At 70.0% G+C, this 26917-nt stretch carries 29 protein-coding genes; 22 read left to right on the top strand and 7 right to left on the bottom strand.

Annotated elements, in window-relative coordinates:
* Positions 1-54 precede the first annotated feature (54 nt).
* The 4 genes from ACFVU2_RS07770 to mutM are packed head-to-tail and all read left to right on the top strand — an operon-like array spanning position 55 to position 2389.
* Positions 55-552: a YceD family protein gene (locus tag ACFVU2_RS07770; protein ID WP_387874370.1), complete on the top strand. Its 498-nt coding sequence runs from the start codon at positions 55-57 to the stop codon at positions 550-552.
* 2 nt (positions 553-554) lie between these two features.
* The gene (gene rpmF, locus ACFVU2_RS07775) at positions 555-758 is read left to right on the top strand and encodes a 50S ribosomal protein L32 (RefSeq protein ID WP_021759817.1); all 204 of its coding nucleotides are present in this window, start codon (positions 555-557) and stop codon (positions 756-758) included.
* 13 nt (positions 759-771) lie between these two features.
* Positions 772-1500, top strand: a complete 729-nt coding sequence (gene rnc, locus ACFVU2_RS07780) for a ribonuclease III (protein ID WP_387872723.1) — start codon at positions 772-774, stop codon at positions 1498-1500.
* A complete protein-coding gene (gene mutM, locus ACFVU2_RS07785) occupies positions 1478-2389 on the top strand; it encodes a bifunctional DNA-formamidopyrimidine glycosylase/DNA-(apurinic or apyrimidinic site) lyase (RefSeq protein ID WP_387872725.1) in 912 nt (303 codons plus the stop codon). The genes rnc and mutM overlap by 23 nt, the downstream gene beginning before the upstream one ends.
* A gap of 39 nt (positions 2390-2428) precedes the next feature.
* Here the strand turns inward: mutM and ACFVU2_RS07790 are convergent, their stop codons facing one another.
* Positions 2429-3499: a GNAT family N-acetyltransferase gene (locus ACFVU2_RS07790; RefSeq protein ID WP_387872727.1), complete on the bottom strand. Its 1071-nt coding sequence runs from the start codon at positions 3497-3499 to the stop codon at positions 2429-2431.
* 241 nt (positions 3500-3740) lie between these two features.
* On the opposite strand from ACFVU2_RS07790, the gene ACFVU2_RS07795 reads away from it, so the two are divergent.
* The 6 genes from ACFVU2_RS07795 (at position 3741) to smc (ending at position 12583) form a co-directional block, all read left to right on the top strand.
* Positions 3741-4961 (top strand): branched-chain amino acid ABC transporter substrate-binding protein, encoded by a 1221-nt coding sequence (locus ACFVU2_RS07795; protein ID WP_387872728.1) that lies wholly within the window; start codon positions 3741-3743, stop codon positions 4959-4961.
* A gap of 117 nt (positions 4962-5078) precedes the next feature.
* A complete protein-coding gene (locus ACFVU2_RS07800; RefSeq protein WP_387872730.1) occupies positions 5079-6086 on the top strand; it encodes a branched-chain amino acid ABC transporter permease in 1008 nt (335 codons plus the stop codon).
* Positions 6083-7327, top strand: coding sequence for a branched-chain amino acid ABC transporter permease (locus ACFVU2_RS07805; RefSeq protein WP_387872732.1), 1245 nt, complete (start codon positions 6083-6085; stop codon positions 7325-7327). The genes ACFVU2_RS07800 and ACFVU2_RS07805 overlap by 4 nt, the downstream gene beginning before the upstream one ends.
* Positions 7324-8220 (top strand): ABC transporter ATP-binding protein, encoded by an 897-nt coding sequence (locus ACFVU2_RS07810; RefSeq protein ID WP_387872733.1) that lies wholly within the window; start codon positions 7324-7326, stop codon positions 8218-8220. The genes ACFVU2_RS07805 and ACFVU2_RS07810 overlap by 4 nt, the downstream gene beginning before the upstream one ends.
* Complete coding sequence (locus ACFVU2_RS07815) at positions 8213-8920, top strand: ABC transporter ATP-binding protein (protein WP_387874373.1); 708 nt, start codon at positions 8213-8215, stop codon at positions 8918-8920. The genes ACFVU2_RS07810 and ACFVU2_RS07815 overlap by 8 nt, the downstream gene beginning before the upstream one ends.
* Before the next feature lie 102 nt (positions 8921-9022).
* Complete coding sequence (gene smc / locus ACFVU2_RS07820) at positions 9023-12583, top strand: chromosome segregation protein SMC (protein ID WP_387872734.1); 3561 nt, start codon at positions 9023-9025, stop codon at positions 12581-12583.
* 64 nt (positions 12584-12647) lie between these two features.
* Here the strand turns inward: smc and ACFVU2_RS07825 are convergent, their stop codons facing one another.
* Positions 12648-13418 (bottom strand): CHAD domain-containing protein, encoded by a 771-nt coding sequence (locus tag ACFVU2_RS07825; protein ID WP_387872735.1) that lies wholly within the window; start codon positions 13416-13418, stop codon positions 12648-12650.
* Positions 13419-13448: 30 nt separating this feature from the next.
* On the opposite strand from ACFVU2_RS07825, the gene ftsY reads away from it, so the two are divergent.
* From ftsY to ffh, 3 genes are all read left to right on the top strand, one after another.
* Complete coding sequence (ftsY, locus tag ACFVU2_RS07830) at positions 13449-14324, top strand: signal recognition particle-docking protein FtsY (protein ID WP_387872736.1); 876 nt, start codon at positions 13449-13451, stop codon at positions 14322-14324.
* A 10-nt stretch (positions 14325-14334) separates the two neighbouring features.
* Complete coding sequence (locus tag ACFVU2_RS07835) at positions 14335-14835, top strand: DUF2004 domain-containing protein (RefSeq protein WP_387872737.1); 501 nt, start codon at positions 14335-14337, stop codon at positions 14833-14835.
* Between the two features lie 80 nt (positions 14836-14915).
* Entirely contained in the window at positions 14916-16484 is a 1569-nt protein-coding gene (ffh, locus tag ACFVU2_RS07840) for a signal recognition particle protein (RefSeq protein ID WP_387872738.1), read from the top strand.
* Positions 16485-16510: 26 nt separating this feature from the next.
* On the opposite strand, the gene ACFVU2_RS07845 is transcribed toward ffh, so the two are convergent.
* The 3 genes from ACFVU2_RS07845 to ACFVU2_RS07855 form a co-directional block, all read right to left on the bottom strand.
* Positions 16511-17215 carry an SGNH/GDSL hydrolase family protein gene (locus ACFVU2_RS07845; RefSeq protein WP_387872739.1) on the bottom strand — a complete coding sequence of 235 codons (705 nt, stop codon included), beginning with the start codon at positions 17213-17215 and terminating at the stop codon, positions 16511-16513.
* A gap of 87 nt (positions 17216-17302) precedes the next feature.
* Entirely contained in the window at positions 17303-18010 is a 708-nt protein-coding gene (locus ACFVU2_RS07850) for an SGNH/GDSL hydrolase family protein (protein ID WP_387872741.1), read from the bottom strand.
* 73 nt (positions 18011-18083) lie between these two features.
* Positions 18084-19220, bottom strand: coding sequence for a glutamate--cysteine ligase (locus ACFVU2_RS07855; RefSeq protein ID WP_387872742.1), 1137 nt, complete (start codon positions 19218-19220; stop codon positions 18084-18086).
* A gap of 182 nt (positions 19221-19402) precedes the next feature.
* Here ACFVU2_RS07855 and rpsP point away from each other — a divergent pair, with 182 nt between their 5' ends.
* From rpsP to rimM, 3 genes are read left to right on the top strand one after another with little or no spacing between them, the layout of a single operon-like run.
* On the top strand, positions 19403-19885 hold the full coding sequence (gene rpsP / locus ACFVU2_RS07860) for a 30S ribosomal protein S16 (protein ID WP_387872744.1): 483 nt from the start codon (positions 19403-19405) through the stop codon (positions 19883-19885).
* A gap of 4 nt (positions 19886-19889) precedes the next feature.
* Entirely contained in the window at positions 19890-20120 is a 231-nt protein-coding gene (locus tag ACFVU2_RS07865; RefSeq protein ID WP_387872746.1) for an RNA-binding protein, read from the top strand.
* 1 nt (position 20121) lies between these two features.
* Positions 20122-20769, top strand: a complete 648-nt coding sequence (gene rimM / locus ACFVU2_RS07870; RefSeq protein WP_387872748.1) for a ribosome maturation factor RimM — start codon at positions 20122-20124, stop codon at positions 20767-20769.
* A 55-nt stretch (positions 20770-20824) separates the two neighbouring features.
* Here the strand turns inward: rimM and ACFVU2_RS07875 are convergent, their stop codons facing one another.
* Entirely contained in the window at positions 20825-21487 is a 663-nt protein-coding gene (locus tag ACFVU2_RS07875; RefSeq protein WP_387872750.1) for a GntR family transcriptional regulator, read from the bottom strand.
* 68 nt (positions 21488-21555) lie between these two features.
* Here ACFVU2_RS07875 and ACFVU2_RS07880 point away from each other — a divergent pair, with 68 nt between their 5' ends.
* Complete coding sequence (locus tag ACFVU2_RS07880) at positions 21556-22776, top strand: MFS transporter (protein ID WP_387874375.1); 1221 nt, start codon at positions 21556-21558, stop codon at positions 22774-22776.
* A 10-nt stretch (positions 22777-22786) separates the two neighbouring features.
* Positions 22787-23473 (top strand): tRNA (guanosine(37)-N1)-methyltransferase TrmD, encoded by a 687-nt coding sequence (trmD, locus tag ACFVU2_RS07885; protein ID WP_387872752.1) that lies wholly within the window; start codon positions 22787-22789, stop codon positions 23471-23473.
* A 9-nt stretch (positions 23474-23482) separates the two neighbouring features.
* On the opposite strand, the gene map is transcribed toward trmD, so the two are convergent.
* On the bottom strand, positions 23483-24247 hold the full coding sequence (map, locus tag ACFVU2_RS07890; RefSeq protein WP_387872754.1) for a type I methionyl aminopeptidase: 765 nt from the start codon (positions 24245-24247) through the stop codon (positions 23483-23485).
* 121 nt (positions 24248-24368) lie between these two features.
* On the opposite strand from map, the gene ACFVU2_RS07895 reads away from it, so the two are divergent.
* The 4 genes from ACFVU2_RS07895 (at position 24369) to ACFVU2_RS07910 (ending at position 26890) form a co-directional block, all read left to right on the top strand.
* Entirely contained in the window at positions 24369-24863 is a 495-nt protein-coding gene (locus ACFVU2_RS07895; protein WP_387872756.1) for a hypothetical protein, read from the top strand.
* Between the two features lie 183 nt (positions 24864-25046).
* On the top strand, positions 25047-25394 hold the full coding sequence (gene rplS, locus ACFVU2_RS07900) for a 50S ribosomal protein L19 (RefSeq protein ID WP_387872758.1): 348 nt from the start codon (positions 25047-25049) through the stop codon (positions 25392-25394).
* An 87-nt stretch (positions 25395-25481) separates the two neighbouring features.
* The gene (gene lepB / locus ACFVU2_RS07905; protein WP_387872760.1) at positions 25482-26228 is read left to right on the top strand and encodes a signal peptidase I; all 747 of its coding nucleotides are present in this window, start codon (positions 25482-25484) and stop codon (positions 26226-26228) included.
* On the top strand, positions 26228-26890 hold the full coding sequence (locus tag ACFVU2_RS07910) for a ribonuclease HII (RefSeq protein ID WP_387874378.1): 663 nt from the start codon (positions 26228-26230) through the stop codon (positions 26888-26890). Before lepB ends, ACFVU2_RS07910 begins: the two co-directional genes overlap by 1 nt.
* Positions 26891-26917 lie beyond the last annotated feature (27 nt).

Consider the following 26917-nt stretch of genomic DNA (forward strand, 5'->3'; position numbering starts at 1 on the left):
AAGAACACCCCATACACGGTCAACGTGTACGACCTCGTGCACCGTCCCGGCTCGATGAAGGAGCAGGAGCTCAGCATCCCCGTCCGGGAGAAGCTCGGCGAAGGCCTGCTCTCGATTCCGGAGGGCGCGAACCTCGACCTCGACCTCCGGCTGGAGTCCGTCCACGAGGGCATCCTGGTCACGGCGGAGGGGGCGACGACCGCCACCGGCGTCTGCGGACGATGCCTGATCGACATCGAACAGCCTGTCCAAGTCGATTTCCAGGAACTTTTCGCGTATCCTTCTGGAGAAGCTTTCGATTATGAGGTTCACGACGACCACGTGGATCTTGAACCTCTGATCAGGGATACGGTGGTGTTGTCACTGCCGTTTCAGCCGGTGTGCCGGCCGGATTGCCCAGGTCTCGACCCCGAGACCGGCGAGCGGCTGGCGGATCAACCGGACCAGGAGCCCACTCAGACCGTCGATCCCCGCTGGTCTGCGCTTGCGGCTTTCCAGGCTTCCGACACCGATGAATCAGCCCCGTCCACCGGGAACACAGAAGAGAGATAGTCATGGCCGTTCCGAAGCGGAAGCAGTCTCGCGCCAACACCCGCGCCCGTCGTTCGCAGTGGAAGGCCGAGGTCCCCACGCTCGTCAAGACCGTCGAGGGCGGCAAGGTGACCTACAGCCTGCCGCACCGCGCCAAGGTCGTCGAGGACTCGGCGGGCACCGCCCTCTTCCTCGAGTACAAGGGCCGCAAGGTCGCTGACGTCTGATCGTCCCTCAGCAATGAGAGGGCACGATCTGGTCGGGGAGAACTCCGACCGCACTGCACTCATCGAGAAGCTCGGGGTCGATATCGACCCCGAGCTTCTCGGGCTTGCGCTGACGCATCGTTCGTACGCGTACGAGCACGGCGGCATCCCGAACAACGAGCGTCTCGAGTTCCTCGGCGACTCGATCCTCGGGCAGGCCGTCACCGTCAAGCTGTACCGCGAGAACCCCGACCTCGACGAGGGTGAGCTCGCCAAGCGCCGCGCCAGCCTGGTCAGTTCCGTGGCGTTGGCGGAGGTGGCGCGCGGCATCGGACTCGGCGAGTACCTGCTGCTGGGCCGCGGCGAGAACCAGAGCGGCGGGCGGGACAAGGCGTCCATCCTCGCCGACACCGTCGAAGCGATCATCGGTGCCGCCTATCTGGACCTCGGCGGCAGCGACGCGACCGCTCTCGTGCTGCGCCTCGTGGAGCCCCTTCTCGGCGACCCGGCGCGGTTCGGCGCGGCGATGGACCCGAAGACGAGCCTCCAGGAGGCCGCCGCCCACCGCGGCGCCGGACTCCCGGTCTACACGGTGACCAGCACCGGGCCCGACCACTCGAAGGTCTTCCACGCGTCCGTCTCGGTCGGCGACCTGGTCACCGCCGACGGCGAGGGGACCAGCAAGAAGCAGGCCGAGATGGCCGCCGCGCTCTCCGCCTGGACCGAGCTGACGAGACGACGTGCCCGAGCTCCCCGAAGTTGAGGTCGTCCGCGCCGGTCTCGCTCCCGCGGTGTCCGGTGCGACCATCCTCGGCGTCGAGGTGCTCGAGCCCCGCTCGCTGAAGCGGCACGACCCCGTCGACGGCGAGTTCGAGGCGCTCCTCACCGGGAGTGTCATGCGCGCTCCGGTGCGTCGCGGCAAGTTCCTCTGGATCCCCCTCGACGGGGAGCCGCGCCGTGCGATCGTCGCGCATCTCGGGATGAGCGGTCAGATCCTGCTGCGCGATCCGGGTGCGGTCGAGGCGGGCCTCCTCCGCATCCGGCTGCACATCGAGACGACGCCCGCGGCGGACGGCACGCGCCGCGAGCTGTGGGTGCATTTCGTCGACCAGCGCATCTTCGGTTCGATGGCCGTCGACGCGCTCATCCCGACCGTCGATGGCGCAGCGGGCGGTCTCGGCACCGACGAGCCGCTCGTCCCCACGCAGGTCGCCCACATCGCCCGCGACCCGCTGGACCCGGCTTTCGACGACCGCGGCTTCGCCACCGCGCTCGCTCGCAAGCACACCGGGATCAAGCGCGCCCTGCTCGACCAGACCCTGGTGAGCGGGATCGGCAACATCTATGCCGACGAGGCGTTGTGGGCCTCTCGCATCCATTACGCCCAGCCGACGTCGTCGCTGAGTGCGGCGAAGGTGCGGACGCTGCTCGCCGAGGTGCGCCATGTGCTGGAGAAGGCCCTGGCGGAAGGCGGCACCAGCTTCGACGCGCAGTACGTCAACGTGAACGGCAACTCCGGCTACTTCGCCCACAGCCTCAACGCGTACGGCCAGGAGGGCCGCCCGTGTCCGCGGTGCGGGACGCCGATCGTGCGCGAGAAGTTCATGAACCGCTCGTCGCACTTCTGCCCGCACTGCCAGCGCCTGCGCTGAGGGCGCCGGTCGTGAGGGCGCTGTTCGTGAGGTCGCAGGTCACTCCAGCGTCTTCTGCCACGTGCCGGTCAGGGCGTGGGGGCGGAACCCGAACGCCCGGTTGATCGCGATCATCGGGGTGTTCTCGTCGGCGTTCCACGTGAGCAGCCGGCGGATGTGCGGCGCGTGCTCGGCGAGCTCGTGGATGTTGTGGAGCTTGACCAGCGTCCCGAGCCGGTGCCCGCGGTGCGCGAGCGCGACCAGGGTGTCGTACTGCTCGGCCTTCTCGCCGTCCGACGGGACCGCGATCTCGGTGTAGGCGGCGAGGTCGCCGGTGGGTTCGTGCTGGGCGACGGTCACCAGGAGGGGCTCTCCTCGGGCGGCGAGCTCGCGCTCCTGGGCGCGCACCCGATCGGCGGTCCAGGCCTCCCGGTCGAGGGCGATCCCGCTCTGGGGGACGTCGACGACCATGCGTTCCTTGAGCGCGGCGAACGCCTCCACGAGATCGGCCGGCGCCGTGCCGAACCACGAGACGACGCGGTAGCCGTGCGCGGTGGCGGCGGTGCTGGAGAGCGCCACCTCGCGCACCGGCGGCAGCGGCAGCACGAGTTCGCTCGAGCGCTCGATCTGCCCGAGCCGGTAGCCGTGGCGCAGCGCGAACCGCACTCCGGGGTCGTCGGCGGGCAGGCCCGCGGAGCCGACCGGTGCGTGCACCCACGACCCCTCCTCGGGGAGGGCGTGCACGGGATGCTCGGTGTAGGTGCTCACCACGGTGCGGCCGCCCTCCGCTGCGAGCTCCTCCCCGGCCGCAAGCAGGGCGGAGCCGATGCCGCGACTGCGGAGCGCCGGCACGACGTCCACGAGCAGGGAGACCGTCTCGGCCTCCTCGTCCAGCGGGAAATCGGCCTCGACCCGGCCGACGATGGCACCCTCGACGACGGCGACCAGGATGATCTTCTCGTGGTACTCCTGCTCACGTAGAGCGGCCAGGGCCTCCTCGGTGGTCTCGACGAAGTCGTCGTCGCCCCACAGGTGGAAGACGATGCCGTTCAAGACGCCGATCAGCTCTTCGAACGCGGCCGACTCGGGCGTGCCGAGCCGCTCGGGAGGGGGGAGCCGACGGATCTCCAACGCGCACCACCTCCCCCTCGAAGGTCCGTACCGGGCAGCGTCGCCGGGCCGGAACGCCCCAGCCTATTCCGCTGGAAGCCGCGTGTGAAGAGCATGGACCGGTTTGGTTTCGATCGTGTAAATCCCGGGCATCCAGCCGGTTGCAAAAGCTTGCACAGCATGTAGTCTCAGCACACATATTCGTGGTGCGACGTGGCAACTACGCCACGTTCGTGACGCATTTCACGTCGAGAGGCAGAAGATGTTACGAAAGAAAGTCACCATCGGAGCGGCCGTTGCAGCGTCGGTCGCGCTCCTTCTGGCTGGTTGCGCCAACCAGCCGTCCACCGGCGGATCCACCAGCAACGGGTCCAAGGTCGACATCCCGGCGATCACCTCGATCGACACCCCGAAGGACGCGGTCCTGCCGGCCGGAGACGGCAAGGCGACCTGTCCCGCGGGTCTGACGATCGGCTACGTCGGAGCGGAGACGGGCCCCAACGCCCAGCTCGGCATCAACATCTACAACGGCATCCAGCTCGCCATCAACCAGCACAACGAGGCGAATTCGGGCTGCCAGGTCGGCTTCAAGAAGTTCGACACCGAGGGCGACCCGAACAAGGCGACCGGCCCGGTGACCCAGGCGGTCAACGAGGCCGACATCGTCGGCGTCGTCGGCCTCCCGTTCTCGGGCGAGTCGAAGGCCACCGGCAACATCTTCGAGCAGCAGGGTCTGGTGCACATCACCCCGTCGGCCACCAACCCCGGCCTGACGCAGAACGGCTGGAAGACCTTCTTCCGCGGCCTCGGCAATGACGCCGTCCAGGGCCCGGCGGCAGCGAAGTTCCTCACGGACCAGCTCAAGGCCAAGAAGGTCTACCTCGTGCAGGACGACTCCGACTACGGCATCGGCCTCGGCACGCAGACCTCCCAGGCCCTGGGCGACGCGCTGGTCGGCACCGACAAGGTGACCACCGGGCAGAAGGACTTCTCGGCCGTGGTCTCGAAGATCCTGAACGCCAAGCCCGACGCCGTCTACTACGCCGGCTACTACGCCGAGGGCGCCCCGTTCGACCAGCAGCTGGTCAACAAGGGCTTCACCGGCACGTTCGTCGGACCGGACGGTGTGAAGGACGACCAGTTCATCAAGCTGGCCGGCGATGCCTCGAGCAACGCGTACTTCACCTGCCCCTGCATCCCGGGTGAGCTGATCCCCGACTTCGAGTCCGCCTACAAGAAGCTCGCGAACGCCGAGCCGGGCACCTACTCGATCGAGGGCTACGACGCCACCACCGTCCTCCTCGCCGGCATCGACAAGGGCAAGACGACCCGCGCCGACCTGCTCGACTGGGTGAAGAACTACGACGCCGACGGTCTGAGCAAGCACTACAAGTGGGACGACAAGGGCGAGCTCCAGGCCCCGACCGTCTACGGCTACAAGGTCGACGGCGGAAAGATCGTGCCGATCGGCACCATCGGATAGCGCGACAACAGGAGGATGCGGCGGGTCGCTCCGCGCGGCCCGCCGCATCCCTCGTCCCTACTGTCCGCACCGAAGGGGATCGACGCTGATCCCCTCACGATGGATCTGGATGCCTGAATGCTCGAAACCCTTGTCCTCCACCCGGTCATCGACAACTCCTGGATCAACTTCGACGTTCCGTCCCTCATACAGAACTTCTGGGGCGCCACCTTCGACGGCCTCACGTTCGGCGCCATCTACGGCCTGATCGCCGTCGGCTACACCCTGGTCTACGGGGTGCTGAACCTGATCAACTTCGCCCACTCCGAAGTGTTCATCGTCGGCGCGTACGGCGTCGTCATCACCCTCACCTCGCTCGGCTTCGGCCCGTCGATCCCCAACCTGTCGCTCGCCGCGATCGTCGGGGACCTCCTGCTCGCACTGCTCGTGGGCATGCTGGCATCGGCCATCACGGCCTTCCTGCTGGAACGCATCGCATACAGGCCGTTGCGAAAACGGAATGCGCCTCGATTGGCGTTCCTGATCACCGCCATCGGCGCCTCGTTCGCCATCCAGTCGCTGATCTTCGTGATCCGCGGAGCGAACGCCGAACCGGCCGTGACCATGTTCCGCCCGATCGCCGTCTTCGACGTGTTCGGCACGATCATCAACAACCAGTCGCTGATCATCGTGATCGCGGCGGTCGTCCTGATGATCCTCACCGACATGTTCATCCGTCGCACCCGGACCGGCCGCGGCATCCGTGCCGTCGCGCAGGACCCGGACACCGCGACCCTGATGGGCGTGAACAAGGAGCGGATCATCGTGATCACGTTCGTGCTCGGCGGCATCCTCGCCGGCGCGGCGGCCCTCTTCTACGTGATGCTCGTCCCCTCGGGCGTCATCTACACGGGCGGTTTCGTGCTGGGCATCAAGGCGTTCGCGGCGGCGGTGCTCGGCGGCATCGGCAACGTGCGCGGCGCCCTGCTGGGCGGCCTCCTGCTCGGATTGATCGGAAACTACGGACAGATCCTGCTGGGCGACTCGCAGTGGACCGACGTCATCGCCTTCGTGGTGCTGGTGCTCGTGCTGCTGATCAAGCCCACGGGAATCCTCGGTACCTCGCTGGGGAGGAGCAGAGCATGAGCACGTCAGACGGACCCCGGGTGCTCCCGGATGCGCGCAGCGACCAGGCCATCGACGCCGCGGAGGCGCGCACGAAGAAGGGCGGCCCGCTGCAGGGCTTCCGCGATCGCTGGAACAGGCTTCCCCGCCCGATCCAGTGGTTGTGGATGCTCATCGTGGTCGCGATCGCCTTCGCGCTGCCGTACCTGAACTTCTTCCCGCTGACCACGGAGCCGGGCAACGACTGGGCGCTCGCCTGCTTCAGCATGGCGGTCTACGCGCTCATCGCGGTCGGCCTGAACGTGGTGGTCGGCTACGCCGGACTGCTCGACCTGGGCTATGTCGCGTTCTTCGCGGTCGGGTCGTACACGGCGGCCATGCTGACCAGCCCGGACTCGCCGTTCGTCAAGATCCCGTACCTGTGGACGATCCCGGTGGCGATGGTCGTAGCGATGATCTTCGGCGTCGTGCTCGGCGTCCCGACCCTCCGGCTGCGCGGCGACTACCTCGCGATCGTGACGCTCGGCTTCGGTGAGATCGTGCGCATCCTCGCCACGATCATCCCGGCGCTGAAGGGCCAGGTCGGTTTCCAGAACGTCGGGCACCCGCCGGGGGAGGACGCGAAGGGCATCCCGATCTTCTCGAACTCGAACGGCATCCCGTGGTACTGGCTGACGCTGGTGATCATCATCATCGTGCTGCTGCTGGTCGGCAACATGGAGCGCAGCCGCGTGGGCCGCGCCTGGATCGCTATCCGGGAGGACGAGGACGCCGCCGAGATCATGGGCGTCCCCACCTTCAAGTACAAGGTGTGGGCGTTCGCGATCGGCGCGGCGGTCGGCGGTCTCTCCGGTGCGCTGTTCGCCGGGCAGGTCGGCTTCGTGAACAACCAGAAGTTCGACGTGCAGACCTCCATCCTCTTCCTGGCGGCGGTCGTGCTCGGCGGCACGGGCAACAAGGTGGGAGCGCTGCTCGGCGGCGCGATCGTGGCCTACATCCCGTTGCGCTTCACCGCGATCGCCGACTACAAGTACCTGATCTTCGGCGTCGCCCTGGTGGTGCTGATGATCTTCCGGGCGAAGGGCCTCGTGCCGGCGAAGCAGAGACTGCTCGCCTACGGCCGGAACGCGTACAAGTACCTGGTGAGCAAACCGACGCCGCCTGGGACGGGCAGCACGTCGACGGGCAGCACCCCGGCGTCTCCGCCGGGACCGCCCTCACCGCCGACCACCCCAGCCACGCCGAACGGAGGCGCATCATGACCGACGCACGCGACGAGCTGCCCGACGGCGCCGACCCGGAGGCCCTGGCCGACCTCGACGTCGACCTGGAGGTGGCCGCGGCCGCCGCTCCCGACCGCGAGATCGCGGTGGACGTCGGCGACAAGCTGGTGGAGGTGAAGAACCTCACGGTGAAGTTCGGCGGCCTCACCGCCCTCGACGACGTCAGCTTCGACATCAGGCGCGGCGAGATCCTCGGCCTGATCGGGCCGAACGGGGCGGGGAAGACCACCTGCTTCAACGCGATGACCGGCGTCTACAAGCCCACCAGCGGCGACGTGCTGCTGGAGGGGACGTCGATCAAGGGGCAGAAGCAGCACCGGATCACCCGGCTCGGTCTGGCGCGCACCTTCCAGAACATCCGCCTCTTCGGCGAGATGAGCGCCCTCGAGAACGTCGTGGTCGGACTGGACGCGCGCCACCGCACCAGTGTGCCCGGCGCGCTCGTGCGCTCCCCGCGGCACATCCGCGAGGAGAAGTCGTCGATCGAGCGCGGGATGGCCCTGCTCGAGTTCGTCGGCATCGCCGACCTCGCGAGCACGGCGTCGCGCCAGCTGCCGTACGGCTACCAGCGCCGGCTCGAGATCGCGCGGGCCCTCGCGACGGACCCGAAGGTGCTCTGCCTCGACGAGCCGGCGGCCGGCTTCAACCCCGCGGAGAAGGAGGACCTGATGGACCTCATCCGCACCATCCGCGCCGACGGTTACACCGTGCTGCTGATCGAGCACGACATGCGCCTGGTGATGGGAGTCACGGACCGGATCGTGGTGCTCGAGTTCGGCCGCAAGCTGGCCGACGACGTCCCCGTCGCCATCCGCAACGACCCGCGCGTGATCGCCGCCTACCTGGGGGAGCCCGAAGATGACGTTGCTTGAGCTGAAGAACGTGAGCGTCTCGTACGGGCGCATCGAGGCGATCCACGACATGTCGTTCTCGGTCGACGAGGGCGAGATCGTCAGTCTGATCGGTGCGAACGGCGCGGGCAAGTCGACCACGATGAAGACGATCTCGGGCATCCTGAACCCGTCGCAGGGGAGCATCCACTTCGACGGCCAGGACATCACGAAGATGAAGGCCCACATCCGTGTGGTCCGCGGGATCTCGCAGGCGCCGGAGGGCCGGGGCATCTTCCCCGGCATGACGGTGATGGAGAACCTCGACATGGGCGCCTTCGGCCGCAAGGACCGCAGCGGGATGGCGGCCGACTTCGAGCGCGTGTTCGGCCTGTTCCCGCGCCTCGCGGAGCGCAAGACGCAGGTGGGCGGCACGATGTCCGGGGGCGAGCAGCAGATGCTCGCGATCGGGCGCGCGCTCATGTCGAGCCCGCGTCTCCTGCTGCTCGACGAGCCATCGATGGGGCTCGCCCCGCAGTTCATCAAGCAGATCTTCTCGATCATCGCGGAGATCAACGAACAGGGCACCACAGTGCTGCTGGTCGAGCAGAACGCGAACCAGGCGCTGGCGCGGGCCCACCGGGCGTTCGTGCTCGAGACGGGCAGCATCACCCGCTCCGGCACCGGGCGCGAACTGCTCGCCGACCCGGCCATCAAAGAGGCATACCTGGGCGTCGGCTGATGCCGCGGCGTGGGTCGCCGCCTGCCGCCGTCCGGCGGCGTAGGCGGCGACTCACGCCCGGTGAACGCGGTGTGGCGCAGTCGTTACGGTAAATTCACCTGCGTGTATCTGAAGAGTCTGACGCTCAAGGGCTTCAAGTCGTTCGCCCAGCCGACGACGTTCGCCTTCGAGACCGGTGTCACCTGCGTGGTGGGCCCGAACGGCTCCGGCAAGTCCAACGTCGTCGACGCTCTGGCGTGGGTGATGGGGGAGCAGGGCGCCAAGACTCTTCGCGGCGGCAAGATGGAGGACGTCATCTTCGCCGGCACCTCGACCCGCGGTCCGCTGGGGCGCGCCGAGGTGCAGCTCACCATCGACAACTCCGACGGCGCGCTGCCCATCGAGTACTCCGAGGTCACCATCTCGCGCACGCTCTTCCGCAACGGCGGCAGCGAGTACGCGATCAACGGCCAGTCGTGCCGGTTGCTCGATGTGCAGGAGCTGCTGAGCGACTCGGGCCTCGGGCGCGAGATGCACGTGATCGTCGGTCAGGGCCAGCTCGATGCCGTCCTGCGCGCGAGCCCCGAGGAGCGCCGCGGCTTCATCGAAGAGGCGGCCGGCATCCTCAAGCACCGCCGCCGCAAGGAGAAGACCCTCCGCAAGCTCGACGCCATGCAGGCGAACCTCACCCGGCTGAGCGACCTGGCGGGGGAGGTGCGCCGTCAGCTCAAACCGCTCGGCCACCAGGCCGAGATCGCCCGCGAGGCCCAGTCCATCGCCGCCGTGGTGCGGGATGCGCGCGCCCGGCTCCTGGCCGACGAGGTGGTCGGACTGCGCCGCGTGCTCGACGTGCACACCCGCTCGGAGGCGGAGCGGCATTCCGAGCAGATCGTGCTGCAGGAGCAGCTCGAGCAGAAGCAGTTGCGGCGCACGCGCCTCGAGCAGGCGCAGATCGGCGACGCGGTCGACGCCGCCCGCAGCACGGCCTTCGCACTGGAGTCGGTGCAGGACCGCCTGCGCTCCCTCTACACGCTCGCCACCCAGCGGCTCGCGCTGCTCGGCAGCCAGCCGGACTCCACGGACGACGGGCCGCGGGTCAGCCCGCAGATGGTGCAGGACGCCCAGGACGAGACCGCCCGCCTGCGTGCCGTCGTCATCGAAGCCGAGGCCGCGTGGGCGGCGGCGCAGGCCGCGACCCGGGCCTCCCGCGAACGCCTCGACGCCGTCGACGACGAGATCGCCGCCCAGAGCGCACTCGTCTCGCGGCACGACTTGGAGATCTCCAAGCTGAGCGGTCAGGCCGACGCCGCGTCTCAGCGCCTCGCCGCGGTGCGCGGAGAGGTCCTGCGCCAGCAGAACGCCCTCGATGCCGCCGCAGAACGACTCGCCCAGGCGCAGGCCGCGTTCGAGCAGCGCGAAGCCGAGGCGGAGGACTCCGACGCGGGGGCCGGGACCCTCGACGAGACCTACGAGCTCGCGCAGGCCGACGTGTTCGAGGCGGAGGGTGAGATCGAACGGCTCCGGGAGGAGCTCCACACGCTCGAGCGGGAGCGCGACGCCCTCGCCGCCCGCACGGGCGCGCTGTCGCTCGCGCTCGACCAGAAGGACGGCTCCGCCGCCCTGGTCGCGGCCCGGCTGTCCGGGGTCCGCGGGCTGGTCGCGGAGCACATCCGGGTGCATCCCGGCTTCGAAGCAGCCGTGGCAGCCGCACTCGGCTCCCTCTCCGACGCCGTGCTGGCGGAGGATCGCGCGTCGGCGTTCGACGCCGTGGCGCACGCCGCACGGGACGACCTCGGCCGGGTGGAGGTGGTCCTCGCCGAAGCCGCCGTGCCCGACGTCGACCTCACCGGCATCGCGGGCGTCGTGCCCGCCCGCAGCGTCGTCGACGCGCCCGCCGGCGTGCTCGGCCTGCTGGCGTTCACCGCCGTCGCCGACGACCTGGATGCAGCCCGCGCCGCCGCGGATGCGTTCGCCGCACGCGACCTCGGCGGCCCGGTCACCCTGATCACCCGCAGCGGGGACGTGCTGACCAGTTACGTCCTGCGCGGCGGGTCGGGAGCCAAGCAGAGCCGCATCGAGCTCATCGCCGAACGCGACGCCGCAGCCGATCGGCTGGGCGAGGTCACCTCCCTCCTCGAGCGGGCCGGGTTCACGCTGGCCGAGCAGCGCGGGGTGCTGCAGGTGGCGAAGGAGCAGTCCCAGGCCGCGCTCACCGCCCTCCGCGAGTTCGATGCGAAGCTCGCCGCGCGGACGGAGCAGCTCAACCGTGTGAAAGTGCAGCTGGAGGGTGCGCTCGCGGAGTCCGAGCGACTCGGCAAGGCGCACGAGCAGGCCGCCGAGCGGGTCGCCGAGGCCGAGGCCGCAGCCGACCGGGCGAAAGCCGAGCTGGAGACCGCCCGGTCCCGGCCCCGGCCGATCCTCGACGTCAGCGCGCGCGACGCCCTCTCGGGCGAGCTCGACGGCGCGCGCGAAGCCGAGGTCGAGGCCCGGCTCGGCGTCGAGACGGCCAAGGAGCGCGTGCGCGCCGAGCAGGCGCGCGGAGAGGCGCTCGGCCGGCAGCTCGAGGCGGAGCGCGCCGCCGCGGAGGAGGCGGCCCGGCGCGCCGTGATCCGCCGCCGCCAGCTCGACGCCGCGCAGGGCGTCGTCGACGCCCTGCCGCCCGTGCTCGCCTCCGCCGATCGCTCGGTGGCGCAGGCTCGGCTGGAGCTCGCCACGGCCGAAGCGCAGCGCGCCAGCCAGAACGAGGAGCTGGCGAACGTCCGCCGCGACGAGAACGCGCTCCGCGAGCGCCTGCACGGGGTCACCGAGAACGTCCACGGGCTCGAACTGCAGATCTACGAGAAGAAGCTGCACCTCTCGAGCCTGCTCGAGCGTGTCGGCAGCGAGCTCGGCCTGGTGGAGGACGTGCTCGTGGCCGAGTACGGACCCGAGGTCGGCATCCCGGTCGAGGGCGACGCCGGCCTGCAGGCCGAGCAGGGCGACGCGGCCGTGTCGGAGCAGGAGCAGCCCACCATCCCCTTCGTCCGGGAGCAGCAGCAGAAGCGGCTCGCGTCCGCGGAGCGCAAGCTCGCGCAGCTCGGGCGGGTCAACCCGCTCGCGCTCGAGGAGTTCGCCGCGCTCGAGCAGCGGCACAAGTTCCTCACCGAGCAGCTGACCGATCTCACCAGCACCCGCGCCGACCTCCTGACGATCATCGAGGAGATCGACGAGAAGATGCAGACCATCTTCGAGTCGGCGTTCGCCGACACCAAGGAGGCGTTCGGCCGCGTCTTCCCCATCCTGTTCCCCGGAGGCACCGGGAGCATCGAGCTCACCGACCCGGGCGACCTGCTCACCACGGGCATCGAGGTGTCCGTGAAGCCGGCGGGCAAGAAGATCGAGCGGCTCTCCCTGCTCTCCGGCGGCGAGCGGTCGCTCGCCGCGGTGGCACTGCTCATCGCCATCTTCAAGGCGCGCCCCAGCCCCTTCTACATCATGGACGAGGTCGAGGCCGCGCTCGACGACGCGAACCTCGGCCGCCTCCTCACGATCTTCGAGGACCTGCGCGAGAGCAGCCAGCTCATCGTCATCACCCACCAGAAGCGCACGATGGAGATCGCGGACGCCCTCTACGGCGTCTCGATGCGACAGGATGGGGTCTCGGCCGTCGTCGGACAGCGCGTCGCCCAGGAGGCGGCGTCATAACAGCGGGCACACGTTCCGCCTCGGCCAGCACGATGGCGAGCGCGACGCCTCCCGCTGACCCGGGTCAGAAGTCGATGGCCGCGAGCTTCGCCTCGAGGCCCTCGACGGCATCCTGCGCGCGATCCTCGCACCGGATCGCCGCCTCGCCGAGCCCGCGTTCGCGGAGGTACACGGCCAGCAGGACCGCGTCCCGGTGCGTGCCGAGGGCGTCCTGCACGGCCTCCGCGGCTGCGGCGAGCCGCACCGCGTCGCGCCCGAGATCGTCGGCGACCGCCTCAGCCGCGTAGCGCAGCCGCCGGGCGGCCTTGCGGGTCGTGTGCCGGTCCTCGAGGGAGTCGCTGCGCGGGGCGCGCACGCGGTCCACGGCCTTCGCAAGGCCGTGCGTGGTGATCCGCCGGGGGTGCGAGCGACCCGCCCGGGTGAGCGGAGGGTCCGCGACGAAGACCTGGAGATCGGCGAGCAGTCGCCGATGGGCCCGGCCGCGCAGGTGCTCCAGCAGGGCGACGAGCTCGCGCGCGTGTTCGGCGCGCGCCTCCGCCGCGAGAGCCTCGACGCCGTCGATCAGTGCGGGGTCGTCGTCCGCGAGGAGCACGCCGTCCAAGGCGGACGCCCGGACCTCGCGATCCCGCACCTCGCCGAGCCGGGCTCCGAGCGCTTGCAGCCGCGCGCGCAGCCGTCGCGTCTCCTCCGGCTCGAACGCCCGCTTGTACACGCCGAGGATGCTCCGCAGCCGGCGCACCCGGGTCCGGGCCTGATGCACGGCGTCCTCCCCGCCCGACTCGATCGCGACCAACTGCTCGGCGAGCTCGGCCGACACCGCCACCAGGGAGAACATGGCCCCACGCTAGCAACTAGTCTGAGTGGCATGGCAGACCGCACCCCCTGGTCTCTGTCGGGCGCCCTCCGCGGGCTGTTCGCCAAGAAGACCATCGACGAGAACACCTGGGACGACCTGGAGGCGGCGCTCATCACGGCCGACTTCGGGCCGGACGTGACCGAGGCGATCGTCGCCGACCTCCGCGCCAACGTCGAGCGCTTCCACACCACCGACCCGGCCGACCTGCAGCGGATGCTGCGGGAGACCCTGGAGGAGCGGCTCTCCCGGTTCGACACCACCCTCAAGCTGAGCGAGCGCCCGGCGATCGTCCTCGTCGTCGGCGTCAACGGCGTCGGCAAGACGACCACCATCGGCAAGTTCGCCAAGTTCCTGCGCACCTACGACCGCACCGTCGTCGTCGGGGCGGCCGACACGTTCCGCGCCGCCGCGGTCGAGCAGCTCGCCACGTGGGCCGAGCGCGCGGGCGCCTCCATCGTCCGGCCGCAGCAGCAAGGGCAGGACCCGGCCTCGGTCGCCTTCCAGACCGTCGAGAAGGCCAAGAACGACGGCACCGAGATCGTGATCATCGACACCGCCGGCCGCCTCCAGACCAAGGGCGGGCTGATGGACGAGCTCTCGAAGATCAAGCGCGTGGTCGAGAAGCAGGCGCCCATCGCGGAGGTCCTGCTCGTGCTCGACGCGACGACCGGTCAGAACGGGCTGGCGCAGGCGGAGGCCTTCCTCGAGCACGCAGGCGTCACCGGACTGGTGCTGACGAAGCTCGACGGCTCGGCCAAGGGCGGCTTCGTCCTCGCCGTGCAGGAGCGCACCGGCATCCCGATCAAGCTCGTCGGCCAGGGCGAGGGCATCAACGACCTCACGGGCTTCACCCCGCACGTCTTCGCACAGCAACTGGTCGGGTAGGGCAGCGCACATGGCGATCGAGCACGACTACTTCGGCATCATCGACGAGACCGCGTCGGGCGGCCTGGCCTGGTCCGACACGGTGGACATGGCCGATCAGGCCGTCGAGGTCGAGCTGCTGGCCGACGACGAGACGGCGGTCACGGAGTACGCCCTCGACTCGGCCGCGGCGCTGATCCAGGCGCTGGAGGGCTTCGACGCGCGCGCCAGGGACGCCCTGATCGCGGAGCTCAGCTCCCGGCAGTCCGCGACCACCACTTACATCGACCGGCACGTCGACGCGATGGGGGAGAGCCTGATCGACCTCCTGGTGCACAACTCGGGGGACATCGCCGTGGACGTCCTGCGGTCGCTCCAGCTCCTCCACGTCGTCCTCCAGCCGGACGACGCCCGCGAGGACGAAGTGTTCGCCACGTTCGACTACTCCATCAGCCCCGACGACACGGACGCGATCCTCTCGGTCGCGTTCGACGTGCGCGGCGACGTCGTGGCGGTCGACACCCAGGGGTGATCCCGGTCCGCCCACAGCGGACACCGGGCGGCCCGGCACACGGCGGACGCCCGGTCCGCTCCCGGTAGACTTGTCGGATCATGGCTACTTTCGGCACGCTGTCCGACCGTCTCGCGGACACCTTCAAGAACCTGCGCACCAAGGGCAAGCTGTCGGCGGCGGACGTCGACGGCACCGTGCGCGAGATCCGTCGCGCCCTGCTCGACGCCGACGTCGCGCTCGACGTGGTGAAGGAGTTCACCGGCAAGGTCCGCGAGCGCGCGCTGAGCGACGACGTGAACAAGGCCCTCAACCCGGCGCAGCAGGTCGTCCAGATCGTCAACGAGGAGCTCGTCGCCATCCTCGGCGGCGAGCAGCGCCGTCTGCAGTTCGCGAAGAAGCCGCCGACGGTGATCATGCTCGCCGGTCTCCAGGGCGCCGGTAAGACGACCCTCGCCGGCAAGCTCGGCAAGTGGCTCATCAAGGACGGCCACACCCCGCTCCTCGTCGCGGCCGACCTCCAGCGCCCGAACGCGGTGACCCAGCTGCAGATCGTGGGCGAGCAGGCCGGTGTGCCCGTGTACGCCCCCGAGCCCGGCAACGGCGTCGGCAACCCGGTGAAGGTCGCGAAGGACGCACTGAAGTTCGCCGAGACCAAGCAGTACGACACGGTCGTCATCGACACCGCCGGCCGGCTCGGCGTCGACGCCGAGCTGATGAAGCAGGCGGCGGACATCCGCAAGGCGACCGATCCCGACGAGGTCCTGTTCGTCATCGACGCGATGATCGGCCAGGACGCGGTCGCGACGGCGAAGGCCTTCCAGGACGGCGTCGACTTCACCGGCGTCGTGCTCTCGAAGCTCGACGGCGACGCGCGCGGCGGCGCCGCGCTCTCGGTCGCCTCCATCACGGGCCGTCCGATCATCTTCGCCTCCACCGGCGAGGGACTGGACGACTTCGAGCCGTTCCACCCCGACCGCATGGCGTCGCGCATCCTCGACCTCGGCGACATCCTCACCCTCATCGAGCAGGCCCAGGAGGCCTTCGACGAGGAGGAGGCCCGCAAGGTCGCCGAGAAGTTCGCGACGGACAGCTTCACCCTCGACGACTTCCTCAAGCAGATGCAGCAGCTGCGCAACATGGGCTCCATCAAGAAGATGATGGGCATGCTCCCGGGCGCCGGGCAGATGAAGCAGCAGCTCGACAACTTCGACGAGAGCGAGATCGTCCGCACCGAGGCGATCATCCAGTCGATGACGAAGGCCGAGCGCACCACGCCCAAGCTCCTCAACGGCTCGCGCCGCCTCCGCATCGCGAAGGGCTCCGGAACCACGGTGACCGAGGTCAACCAGCTCGTCAACCGCTTCGAACAGGCGGCGAAGATGATGAAGACGGTGGCCAAGGGCGGCGTCCCGAACGTCCCCGGCATGGGTCCGATCCCGGGCGCGGGCTTCGCCGGCCGCAAGCCGCAGGCCAAGAAGAAGAAGGGTTCCCGCTCGGGCAACCCGGCGAAGCGTGCCGCAGAGAACGCCGCGATCGCCCAGGGCGTCGACCCCAACGCGACGTCGGCTCCCGCCGGCAGCGGCTTCGGCCTCGGCGGAGGGGGCGGCCAGAAGGGCGGCCCCACCGAGGAGGAGCTGGCCTCGCTGCAGAAGTTCCTGGGCCGCTAGCTCCGCCCGCTAGGCCCCAGGCCGCTCTAGAGTGTTGCGGCGAGCGGCGCCAGGCGATTCTCGATGCGGGCGGCGACGGCCCGCTGGCCCGCGGCGTTCGGATGGATGCCGTCCGGCTGCAGGAGGTCGGCCTTGCCTTCCAGCGGCCGTCCCAGGTCGAGGAAGTCCCCGTCGACTCGCTGCACGGCGGCGCCGACGATCTCGTCCACGCGATCCAGGGTCGCCGGCTGGGCATCGGCTCCCCAGATCCCCGTGATCCCGATGATGTGCGCGTGCGGGAAGGTGTCGCGCAGCTCCCCGAGCAGCCGGTCGGCCGACGCCGTCACGGCGGCAGGATCCTGGTCGCGGTCGTTGCGCGTCGCCGCGATGAGGATGAACTCGGGGTGGAGCTTCAGCGCGCGGTCCACCTGGTCGCGGTACGTCATGCCGTTCCAGCCGGCCTTCACGAAACCCGAGCCGGAGACGGCCAGGTCGTCGAGCCGCCAGCCGTGCTGCTCGGCGACGAGGGCGGGCCACGACTCATCGGGGGCGACGCCCTTGCCGAACGCGATGGAGTCGCCGATGGCGACGGCGGACGGCCGCTCCGCGGCGGCCGGTGCTGCCGCGGATTCGGCGGCGACCGGACGAGCCGTCGCCGCGCAGCCGGCCAGCGCCGTGACGACGACGCTCAGGGCGGCGAGGGCGATGGCGCTCCTCAGAGCGCGACGCGCGCGCGGGCGGGTGATCTGCACGAAGCGAGGATAGATCCCCGAAGTTGCGTGAATGCTGAGTGCCGCCCGGCGCGTCCGATTCCCCGGTCAGGCCCGTATTCCGTGCGGTCAGGCGTGCGGTGTCGCCGTGCCGGCGGCGCGTGCCTCCAGCAGGCCGTCGAGCTGTGTCAGAGCGACGGCCGCGATGGCCTGCTGACCTGCCACGGTCGGGTGCTCCCCGTCCGCCTGTACGAGCCCGCCCTGGTCGCGGTAGGGCTCGCCGAGGTCGATCCAGGTGCCGCCCTCGGCCGTCACCGCGGTCTCGAGCGCCAGGTCGAGGGGAGCGAGGTCCTCGTCGGATGCCGCCCCGCTGAGCGCGTCGTAGCCCAGGATCCGTGCGTGGGGGAGTGCGGTGTGCAGTTTGGTCACCGCAGCGGTCATCGCGGCCGACACGGTCGCCTCGTCCTGGCCGAGGTCGTTGTCGGACGCGCCGATCAGCACGAGCTGCGCGTCGTCCGCGATCGCATCGTCGACCTGGGCGTCGAACGTGGCTCCATCCGAGCCGGTCGCCACGAAGCCGGCGCCGGAGACGCTCAGGTTGTCGAGCACCCAGCGCCGGTCGACGGCCAGCAGCTCGGGCCACGCCTCGTTCGATTCGAGTCCGAGGCCGGCCTCGATGGAGTCTCCGATCACCGCGACGCGGGTGTGCGCGTTCGCCACCGGGGAGGCGACGGCGGCCTGCGGGGCCGCGCTCGAGCATCCGCTGAGCGCCACGGCACCGATCGTCGCCACCGTGACGATGGCGGCGAGGGCGGTGAGTGGACGATGAGTGAGCATGGAGGAGAGCCTACGAACCCAGGCTATGCCTTCCCTATGCGTGCCCGAGGTCGTCGCTGTGCGCGGCCGGTGCTCATCGGCCCAGACCGCCGCGCAGCTCGTGCGTCAGCGAGCTGACGACCGCCTGGAGGCTGCCGCCGTTCGCGGCCGCGACCGCGAGCTGCCGCTGGTAGCTGGCGCCGCCGTCCAGGATCCGCGTCACACCCTCCAGCTCCTCCACGCAGCCGAGGCGGTCGGCGGTCGGGCGCAGGTCGTCGACGAGCTCGCGCAGGGCCTCCGAGACGAGCCGCTCACGGCCGTCCGGTGCCACGATGATCTCGGCATCGAGCCCGTATCGGGCGGCGCGCCACTTGTTCTCCCGGACGAACCAGGGCTGCAGGGTCACCGGCTCCACCCCGTCGTCGAGGTCGCCCGCCATCCGGTCGGTCAGGCAGTGGATGAGCGCGCCGACCGCCCCCACCTCGTCCGCCGTCGACAGCCCGTCGCACGCGCGCATCTCGACGGTCCCCCACTTCGGCGACGGCCGGATGTCCCACCGGACCTCGGAGTGGTCGGTGACCACGCCCGTCGTCACGAGATCCTGGACGTACTCCTCGTAGTTCGCCCACGAGCCGAACTGCCAGGGCAGGCCCGCCGTCGGCAGCTGCTGGAACATGAGGGCGCGGTTCGAGGCGTACCCGGTCGCCGCCCCCGCCCAGTACGGGCTCGACGCGCTGAGGGCCTGCAGGTGCGGGTAGTAGGTGAGCAGGCCGTTGACGATCGGCAGGGCCTTGTCGCGCTCGTCGATGCCGACGTGCACGTGGACGCCCCAGATCATCATCTGGCGCCCCCACCACTGCGTGCGGTCGAGCAGGCGGTCGTAGCGCTCGTTCGGCGTGACCTTCTGGTCGTACCACTGGGCGAAGGGATGCGTCCCGGCGCACAGCAGCTCGACGCCGAGCGGGTCGGTGACCTCCCGCACCATCCCCATCAGCTCCTGCAGGTCGGCCACGGCGGCGGGGACCGTCCGGTGCACCCGGCTGACGAGCTCCACCGTGTTCAGGAGCAGCTCGTGGGTGATCTGAGGGTGCTCGCGGCCGTCGGGTGTGCCCAGCTCGCGGAGCACTTCGTCGGCGATGTGGACGAGGTCTCCCGTGGCGCCGTCGACGAGGGCGATCTCCCACTCGATTCCGACGGTGGAGCGCTCGGACTCCGAGAATTCGATCTGCAAGGGTGTCGTCCCGTCCGTCCGATTGTTCAAAGCAGGGCAGTATCTGACAGAATAGCTAGTTGAGTTCCGCCTTACCCGACCCTCTATCCGGTTCGGCGGGATACCAAAGACCTCCTGCCGAGTGTGCCCCCACGCCCGCGGCAGTCAGTTCGACGAAACTCACTCATCAACACAGGAGAATTGTGGCTGTCAAAATCCGTCTGAAGCGCCTCGGCAAGATTCGCGCTCCGTACTACCGCATCGTCGTCGCCGACTCGCGCACCAAGCGCGACGGTCGCGTCATCGAGGAGATCGGTCTGTACCACCCGACCGAGGAGCCCTCGCGCATCGAGGTCGACTCCGACCGCGCCCAGTACTGGCTCAGCGTCGGCGCTCAGCCGTCCGAGCAGGTCCTCGTGCTCCTCAAGCTCACGGGCGACTGGGGCAAGTTCAAGGGCGACAAGGACGCCGTCTCGACCGTGAAGACGGCCGACGAGAAGGTCGCCTTCGTCGCCGACGAGAAGAAGAAGCCGGTCCTCAAGCCGAAGGCCGAGAAGCCTGCTGCCGTCGCCGCCGAGGCAGAGGCCGTCGTCGAGGCCGAGGTCGTCGCCGAGGAGGCCGCTGAGGCCGAGGTCGTCGCCGAGGCCGAAGAGATCGTCGCCGAGGCCGACGGCGAGAAGGCGTAACACCTTGCTCGCACCCGCGCTCACGCATCTGGTCAAGGGCATCGTCGACCACCCGGACGACGTGCACGTCGTGGCCAAGAATTCGCCGCGTGGCGAGGTCCTCGAGATTCGTGTGAATCCCGAGGACCTCGGCCGGGTGATCGGTCGCTCCGGTCGTACGGCCAAGGCGCTTCGCACGCTCGTGTCCGCGCTGGCCGACGGCCGTCGCGTCCGCGTCGACGTCGTCGACGACTGAGGTGGCCGACCACAAGCTGCCCCGCAAGGACGTCGCTCCGCGACCTGATCAGACCGAGCTCCGCATCGGGCGGCTCACGAAGGCCCACGGGCTCAAGGGAGCCCTCAAGCTGGAGCTGTTCACGGACGAGCCGGAGAAGCGGTTCGTCCCGGGCGCCGAGTTCACCCTCCAGGTGCCGACGGCGTCGAAGTGGCACGGCAAGACCCTCCGGCTCACCGAGCTGCGCTGGTACAACGGCCACGCCGTCGGGTTCTTCGAGGGCGTCGACGACCGCGACGAAGCCGAGACCCTGGTCAAGGCCATCCTCTGGGTGAGTCAGGACGTCAAAGAGCTGCCCGAGGAGGAGGACGCCTGGTACGACCACCAGCTGGTCGGCCTGAGCGCCGTCCGCGACGGTCAGCCGGTCGGAACGGTCGCCCGGGTGGATCACCTCCCGGCGCAGGATCTGCTGGCGATCAAGACCGACGCCGGCGAGGTCCTCGTGCCGTTCGTCAAGGCGATCGTGCCCGAGGTCGACCTTGCCGCCGGCACCGTCATCCTCACTCCGCCGACGGGGCTCTTCGAAGAGATCCCTGAGGTCGAGGAATCGGCGCCCGAGGAATCGGACACGGAGGATTCCGCCACCGAGGAGCCGTCGGCCGACAGCTGACCACGCATCATTCGACGCCAAGCGCCCCGACCGGACGGTCGGGGCGTTTCGCGTCTCAGCCGACGATCGCCAGCCCCCGCGCGCGGAGCCCTCGCGCATCCGTCCCCAGTGCGCCGGCGAGGCGCTCGTGGGTCGCGACGATGTGCCGGTGGATGTACTCCGCCGCGGCGTCCGCATCCCGTGCGGCGACCAGGTTCATAATGCTGCGGTGCTCCTCCCAGGCGGTCCGCCGGGATTCCTCGCTGCGGACCTCCAACCAGCGCGTGCGCGACAGCCGCGTCATGGCGGAGTCGACCGAGTCGGCGAAGAAGTGGTTGCCGCTGAGGGCGGCCAGGCGCACATGGAAGCCGGTGCCCGCACCGATCGCGTCCTCGTGGGTGCGCCCGAGGTCGTACTTCCCGAGTCGCTCGGCGAGAGCGGCGATCTCCTCGTCGGACGCCCGCGCGCAGGTGAGGCGGACCGCTGCCGTCTCGAGGGCATCGCGGAGCTCGCTGAGCCGCCCGATCTCGCCCAGGTCGATGGGGGAGACCTGCCAGGCGCGCCCGTCGCGCGAGACGAGTCCTTCGCCCTCCAGTCGCATCAGGGCGGCGCGCAGGGGGGTGCGGGAGACCCCGAGGTCCGTCTCGAGTCCGCGCTCGGTGAGGCGTGATCCCGGCACGCGGTCGAGGTCGAGGATCTCGGCCCGCAAGCGTTCGTAGGCGGTCGGCTGCTCGCTCATGGCGTCCTCTCGACGTCGACTGCCGGTTTGGTGCACCGGCTTGGTATACCACTAGGGTATACCGCATGATGCCCGTTCTCCAACGATCCGGCCCGCGACGTCCCCGCCCGTGGCTGATGCTCGGCTTCGGCGTGCTCGCCCAGGCGAGCTCCACCGTGTTCGTCTCGACGCCGGCGTTCCTCATCCCGCTGCTCCACTCCGAGCGCGGGCTCAGCCTCGCCCAGGCGGGGCTGCTCGCCTCCGCACCCACACTCGGGCTGGTGCTGACGCTGATCGCGTGGGGCGCCCTCAGCGACCGCATCGGGGAGCGCTGGGTCATCGCCTCCGGGCTCGCCCTGACCGCGCTGGCCGGACTGGGCGCGATGTTCGTCTCGTCCTACGTCGCCCTCGGCGTCTTCTTCCTGCTGGGCGGGATGGCTGCGGCCAGCCCGAACGCGGCGAGCGGCCGGGTCGTCATCGGCTGGTTCCCCAAGGAGCGCCGGGGACTGGCCATGGGCATCCGGCAGATGTGCCAGCCGCTGGGCGTCGCCATCGCGGCGATCTCGATCCCCGTGCTCGCGAGCGCCGGGGGCGTCGCTGCGGCACTCGTCGTCCCGACCGTGCTCTGCGCCGTCTCCGCCGTGCTGTGCGCCGCCGGGATCGTCGACCCGCCCCGTCCGCCGCGCACGGCGCGGGCCGGTGAGGCGCCGCACCAGCAGGCCGTCTGGCGCCCGTATCGCGAGACGTCGCTGCTCTGGCGCATCCACGGTGTGTCGATGCTGCTCGTCGTGCCGCAGTTCACCATCTCCACCTTCGGGCTGGTGTGGCTCGTCACCCAGCTGCACTTCTCGTCGCTGGCGGCGGGAGTCGTCATCGGCGTGAGCCAGTTCGCCGGCGCGATCGGGCGGATCGGGGTGGGCGTGCTGAGCGACCGGGTCGGCAGCCACCTGAGGCCCCTGCGCTGGGTGTCGTTCGCCGCCGTCGGCGTCATGCTGCTCATGGCGGCGGCCTCGGCCCTCGGCTCCGTCCCCGCCGCCGTGATCCTGATCGTCGCCGCGATCGTCACCGTCGCCGACAACGGGCTCGCCTACACCTCGGTGGCCGAGATCGCCGGGCCGTTCTGGTCGGGACGCGCGCTCGGGGCGCAGAACACCGGTCAGTTCCTGGCGGCCTCCGTCGTAGGGCCGGCGGTCGGCGGTCTGATCGGCTGGCTCGGCTATCCGGTCGCGTTCGCGCTGGTCGCGCTCTGCCCCGCGGTCGCCACCCCCCTGGTGCCGCGCGATCGGGAGCTGGCCGTCGTGCCCGAATAGACTCGACTCCATGCGCATCGATATCGTCACGATCTTCCCGACGTTCTTCGATGTGCTGGACATCTCCCTGCTCGGCAAGGCGCGCCAGTCCGGCATCATCGAGCTCGGCGTCCACGACCTCCGCGACTACACCCACGACCGGCACCGCACGGTCGACGACACCCCGTACGGCGGCGGCGCCGGAATGGTGATGAAGCCGGAGCCCTGGGGCGAGGCGCTGGATCACGTGCTCGGCGACGGTGCGGACGACCCCGTCGTGATCTTCCCGTCTCCGGCGGGGGAGGTCTTCACCCAGGCCATCGCACGCGAGCTCGCCGGCGAGCAGCACCTCGTGTTCGGCTGCGGCCGCTACGAAGGGATCGACCAGCGCGTCTTCGACGACACGTCCGCTCGGGCGCGGGTGCGGTTGATGAGCATCGGGGACTACGTGCTCAACGGCGGCGAGGTCGCCACGATGGCCATGATCGAGGCGGTCGGGCGACTGATCCCCGGGGTCGTCGGCAATCCGGAGAGCCTCGTCCAGGAGTCCCACGAGGACGGCCTGCTGGAGTACCCGAGCTACACCAAGCCCGCCGAATGGCGCGGCCACCCGGTGCCGCCCGTCCTGCTCTCGGGCAACCACGGGGCGATCGCGACCTGGCGGCACGACCAGCAGATCGAGCGCACCCGCCGCGTCCGGCCCGACCTCCTGCCGTGACCTGCCGCGCTACGGCGCGGAGAGGATCAGCGGGCCGGCGTCGGTGATGGCGACGGTGTGCTCCGAGTGGGCGCCACGTGAGCCGTCCGCACTGCGCAACGTCCAGCCGTCGGGATCGGTGAAGATCTCGTCGGTGGTCTCGAGGAACCAGGGCTCGATCGCGATGACGAGTCCGGGCTTCAACGGGAATCCCCGTCCGGCGCGGCCGTCGTTCGGCACGTGCGGGTCGCCGTGCATCGTGCGGCCGACGCCGTGGCCGCCGAACTGCGTGTTGATCGAGTAGCCCTCGGCGTGCGCGACAGCGGCGATCGCGGCGGAGATGTCGCCGATCCGTCCGCCGGGCTGCGCGGCGGCGATCCCCGCGGCGAGCGCGCGGCGGGTGGTGTCGATGAGGCGGAGGTCCTCGTCGCGAGCCGACCCGACGACGATGGAGATCGCGGAGTCGGCGACCCAGCCGTCGACGCTCGCGGCGAAGTCGAGGCTCAGGAGGTCGCCGTCCTGTAGACGGTAGTCGTGGGGGAGGCCGTGCAGCACGGCGTCGTTCACCGAGGTGCAGATCACCTTGCCGAACGGGCTGGCCCCGAACGACGGGTGGTAGTCGATGTAGCAGGACTCGGCGCCGCGCTTCCGGATGAGCGCGTGCGCGATGCGGTCGAGCTCCAGCAGGTTGACGCCGACCGTGGCGGCCGCGGCCGTCTCGGCCAGCACCTCGGCGACGAACCGGCCGGCCGGCCGCATCTGCTCGATCTCCGCGGGGGTCCTCAGCTCGATCACGGGTGCGTCCTCCTCCGGTCGCCGCGCACGTCGTGCACGGGCGGATCCCAGTCTTCCACGGCGATTCGGCCCTCGGCGAACCCGCAGCCGCCGCACAGGCGCGCGCGGCTACCCTGAAGGCGTGATCATCCGCAAGGCGTTCTACTGGTGGCTCTTCCCGTCCGCCGTGGTGCTCCCGGTGTGGCTGCTGATCGGCTGGGCGTCGTTCAGCCAGGGCAGCGGCTGGAGCTTCCTCGGGCTGCTGATCCTGTGCCCGATCCTCTTCCTCGCCCAGCTGGCCGTCGGCGGCATCACGGTCGCCCGCCGCAGCGCGCGCGATGTCCGTGCGGTCTCCTGGGCGGACGTCGCCCTGCTGACCGGGTGGCACGCCTCCGTCATCGCCTTCGGGTTCTTCCCGGCCGGGGCGACGGGCTGGCTGGCGGTGCTCGCTGTCGTGTTCTTCCTCGGGACGTTCTGGCTCGTGCTCTGGGAGCTCGTCACCGACATGCGTGCGCGCGTGCAGGAGACGTTCGCCGCGTACGAGCGCGCTGCGCAGCCCCAGCAGGTGCACCGCCCGGACCCCCAGTTCGACAGCGTGGAGTACATCGTCGTCGAAGAACGGCACGACGAGCGCTGACCCGCTTTGGCGGTTGAGGCCTCGGCATGGCAGAATTGATACTTGTGCCGCGGCCAGGCTCTGCCACAGGGGAGCCAGCATCTCTCGCGCACACCCCAACCGAATGAAACGGCCGGCCGCGCGCGAGCCCGGAGGCCCCGAATCCGTCCCCGACCTGTCGGCGGGTGCAGAGAGCGAACATCCATGCATATCCTCGACCAGGTCGACGCCGCGTCCCTCAAGTCGGACGTCCCCGCGTTCCGCGCCGGCGACACCGTCAAGGTGCACGTCAACATCATCGAAGGCACGCGCTCGCGTGTCCAGGTCTTCCAGGGCGTCGTCATCGGCCGCTCGGGCGAGAGCGTCCGCGAGACCTTCACGGTCCGCAAGATCAGCTTCCAGGTCGGCGTCGAGCGCACCTTCCCGGTGCACTCGCCGGTCATCGACAAGATCGAGGTCGTCACCCGCGGTGACGTCCGTCGGGCCAAGCTCTACTACCTGCGCGAGCTGCGCGGCAAGAAGGCGAAGATCAAGGAGAAGCGCGACAACTGAGCTGCCCCCAGCAGCGACTCGCGCGGCATCCGCCGCCGTCATCCTGAGCTCCCGGTCCTACACTGGACCGGGAGCTCAGGCGGTTAAATGACGGAAGAGACTGTTTCCCCGAGAGCGCAGCGAGCGCCGGGGGAGGAGCGCGACAGGCAGCGCTCGGTCGTGCGATTCGTCCGGGACATCGCCGTCATCGTCGTGGTGGCCCTGCTGGTCTCGTTCCTGGTCAAGACCTTCGTCGTCCGGTCCTTCTACATCCCCTCCGGGTCGATGGAGAACACCTTGCAGATCCAGGACAAGATCATCGTCAACGAGCTGCAGCCGTCCCTGTTCCCGGTGGCCCGCGGCGACGTGGTCGTGTTCCGCGATCCGGGCGGGTGGCTGCCCCCTGCGGCACCCACCCACCAGAACGCGATCGGGCAGGCCGTCGACACGGCGTTGACCTTCGTCGGGCTCTCCGCCTCGGACAGCGACGACCATCTGGTCAAGCGGGTGATCGGCCTCCCCGGCGATCGGGTCGCGTGCTGCAGCGCCACCGGACGGCTCACGGTGAACGGGGTCGCCATCGACGAGCCGTACATCATCATCCCCTCCGGGCAGCAGAACGCCGCGACCCTCGCGTTCGACGTCACCGTCCCTGCCGGCGAGCTGTGGGTGATGGGGGACAACCGGTACGGCTCGCAGGACTCCTCCCGCAATCAGGGCCTGCCGGGCCACGGGTTCGTCCCCCTGGCCAATGTGGTCGGGCGCGCGTTCGTGATCAGCTGGCCGGCGAGCCGGTGGACCTGGCTGGACGACTATCCTGAAGTCTTCGCACGTGTGGAGGAGAAGTCAGGATGATGGCCCCGGTGACGCCGACGCTGCGCTTCGAGAAGGCGCTGTACCGCGACGGTGTGACGTCGATCGTCGCCGTTGACGAGGTCGGGCGCGGCGCCCTCGCCGGCCCGGTCGCGGTCGGCATGGTCGTCATCGACACCGCGGTCAAGCGCATCCCCGTCGGGCTGCGCGACTCGAAGCTGCTGCCGGAGCCCGCCCGCGAGGCGCTGGAGCCCGCGTGCCGTCGCTGGAGCCTGTTCCACGCCGTCGGGCTCGCCTCGGCCGCCGAGGTCGACTCCGTCGGAATCATGAAATGCCTGGGCCTCGCCGGCGCGCGCGCCCTCGCGCAGCTGGAGGAGCAGGGCGCCGACGTGCGAGACAGCACGCTGATCCTCGACGGCAACTACGACTACCTCAACCCGTCGCTGATGCGGCCCGCCCGCGTCGTCACACGGGTGAAGGCCGACCGCGACTGCGCGTCGGTGGCCGCGGCCTCGGTGATCGCGAAGGTGCATCGCGACCGGCTCATGATCCAGCACGACACGCAGTACCCGGGCTACGGCTGGGCGAGCAACAAGGGCTATTCCTCCCGCGAGCACTTCGCCGCGCTCTCCACGCTCGGGCCGAGCGCACTGCACCGGCTCACCTGGCTCAAAGAGAGCTCCATGCTCGACATTCCGCTCTGAGGCCCGGACCGGCATAGACTTGGCAGA

This window comes from Leifsonia sp. NPDC058194, assembly GCF_042883605.1.
Taxonomy (GTDB): Bacteria; Actinomycetota; Actinomycetes; order Actinomycetales; family Microbacteriaceae; genus Leifsonia.

Coding starts and splice junctions, on each gene's coding strand:
- ACFVU2_RS07850 (WP_387872741.1), bottom strand. CDS start 18,010: ATGCTCACTCATCGTCCACTCACCGCCCTCGCCGCCATCGTCACGGTG.
- ACFVU2_RS07770 (WP_387874370.1), top strand. CDS start 55: ATGAAGGAGCAGGAGCTCAGCATCCCCGTCCGGGAGAAGCTCGGCGAA.
- ACFVU2_RS07805 (WP_387872732.1), top strand. CDS start 6,083: ATGAGCACGTCAGACGGACCCCGGGTGCTCCCGGATGCGCGCAGCGAC.
- trmD (WP_387872752.1), top strand. CDS start 22,787: ATGCGCATCGATATCGTCACGATCTTCCCGACGTTCTTCGATGTGCTG.
- ACFVU2_RS07880 (WP_387874375.1), top strand. CDS start 21,556: ATGCCCGTTCTCCAACGATCCGGCCCGCGACGTCCCCGCCCGTGGCTG.
- ACFVU2_RS07875 (WP_387872750.1), bottom strand. CDS start 21,487: ATGAGCGAGCAGCCGACCGCCTACGAACGCTTGCGGGCCGAGATCCTC.
- ffh (WP_387872738.1), top strand. CDS start 14,916: ATGGCTACTTTCGGCACGCTGTCCGACCGTCTCGCGGACACCTTCAAG.
- rplS (WP_387872758.1), top strand. CDS start 25,047: ATGCATATCCTCGACCAGGTCGACGCCGCGTCCCTCAAGTCGGACGTC.
- ACFVU2_RS07810 (WP_387872733.1), top strand. CDS start 7,324: ATGACCGACGCACGCGACGAGCTGCCCGACGGCGCCGACCCGGAGGCC.
- ACFVU2_RS07800 (WP_387872730.1), top strand. CDS start 5,079: ATGCTCGAAACCCTTGTCCTCCACCCGGTCATCGACAACTCCTGGATC.
- ACFVU2_RS07795 (WP_387872728.1), top strand. CDS start 3,741: ATGTTACGAAAGAAAGTCACCATCGGAGCGGCCGTTGCAGCGTCGGTC.
- rpmF (WP_021759817.1), top strand. CDS start 555: ATGGCCGTTCCGAAGCGGAAGCAGTCTCGCGCCAACACCCGCGCCCGT.
- ftsY (WP_387872736.1), top strand. CDS start 13,449: ATGGCAGACCGCACCCCCTGGTCTCTGTCGGGCGCCCTCCGCGGGCTG.
- ACFVU2_RS07835 (WP_387872737.1), top strand. CDS start 14,335: ATGGCGATCGAGCACGACTACTTCGGCATCATCGACGAGACCGCGTCG.
- rnc (WP_387872723.1), top strand. CDS start 772: ATGAGAGGGCACGATCTGGTCGGGGAGAACTCCGACCGCACTGCACTC.
- lepB (WP_387872760.1), top strand. CDS start 25,482: ATGACGGAAGAGACTGTTTCCCCGAGAGCGCAGCGAGCGCCGGGGGAG.
- ACFVU2_RS07910 (WP_387874378.1), top strand. CDS start 26,228: ATGGCCCCGGTGACGCCGACGCTGCGCTTCGAGAAGGCGCTGTACCGC.
- ACFVU2_RS07825 (WP_387872735.1), bottom strand. CDS start 13,418: ATGTTCTCCCTGGTGGCGGTGTCGGCCGAGCTCGCCGAGCAGTTGGTC.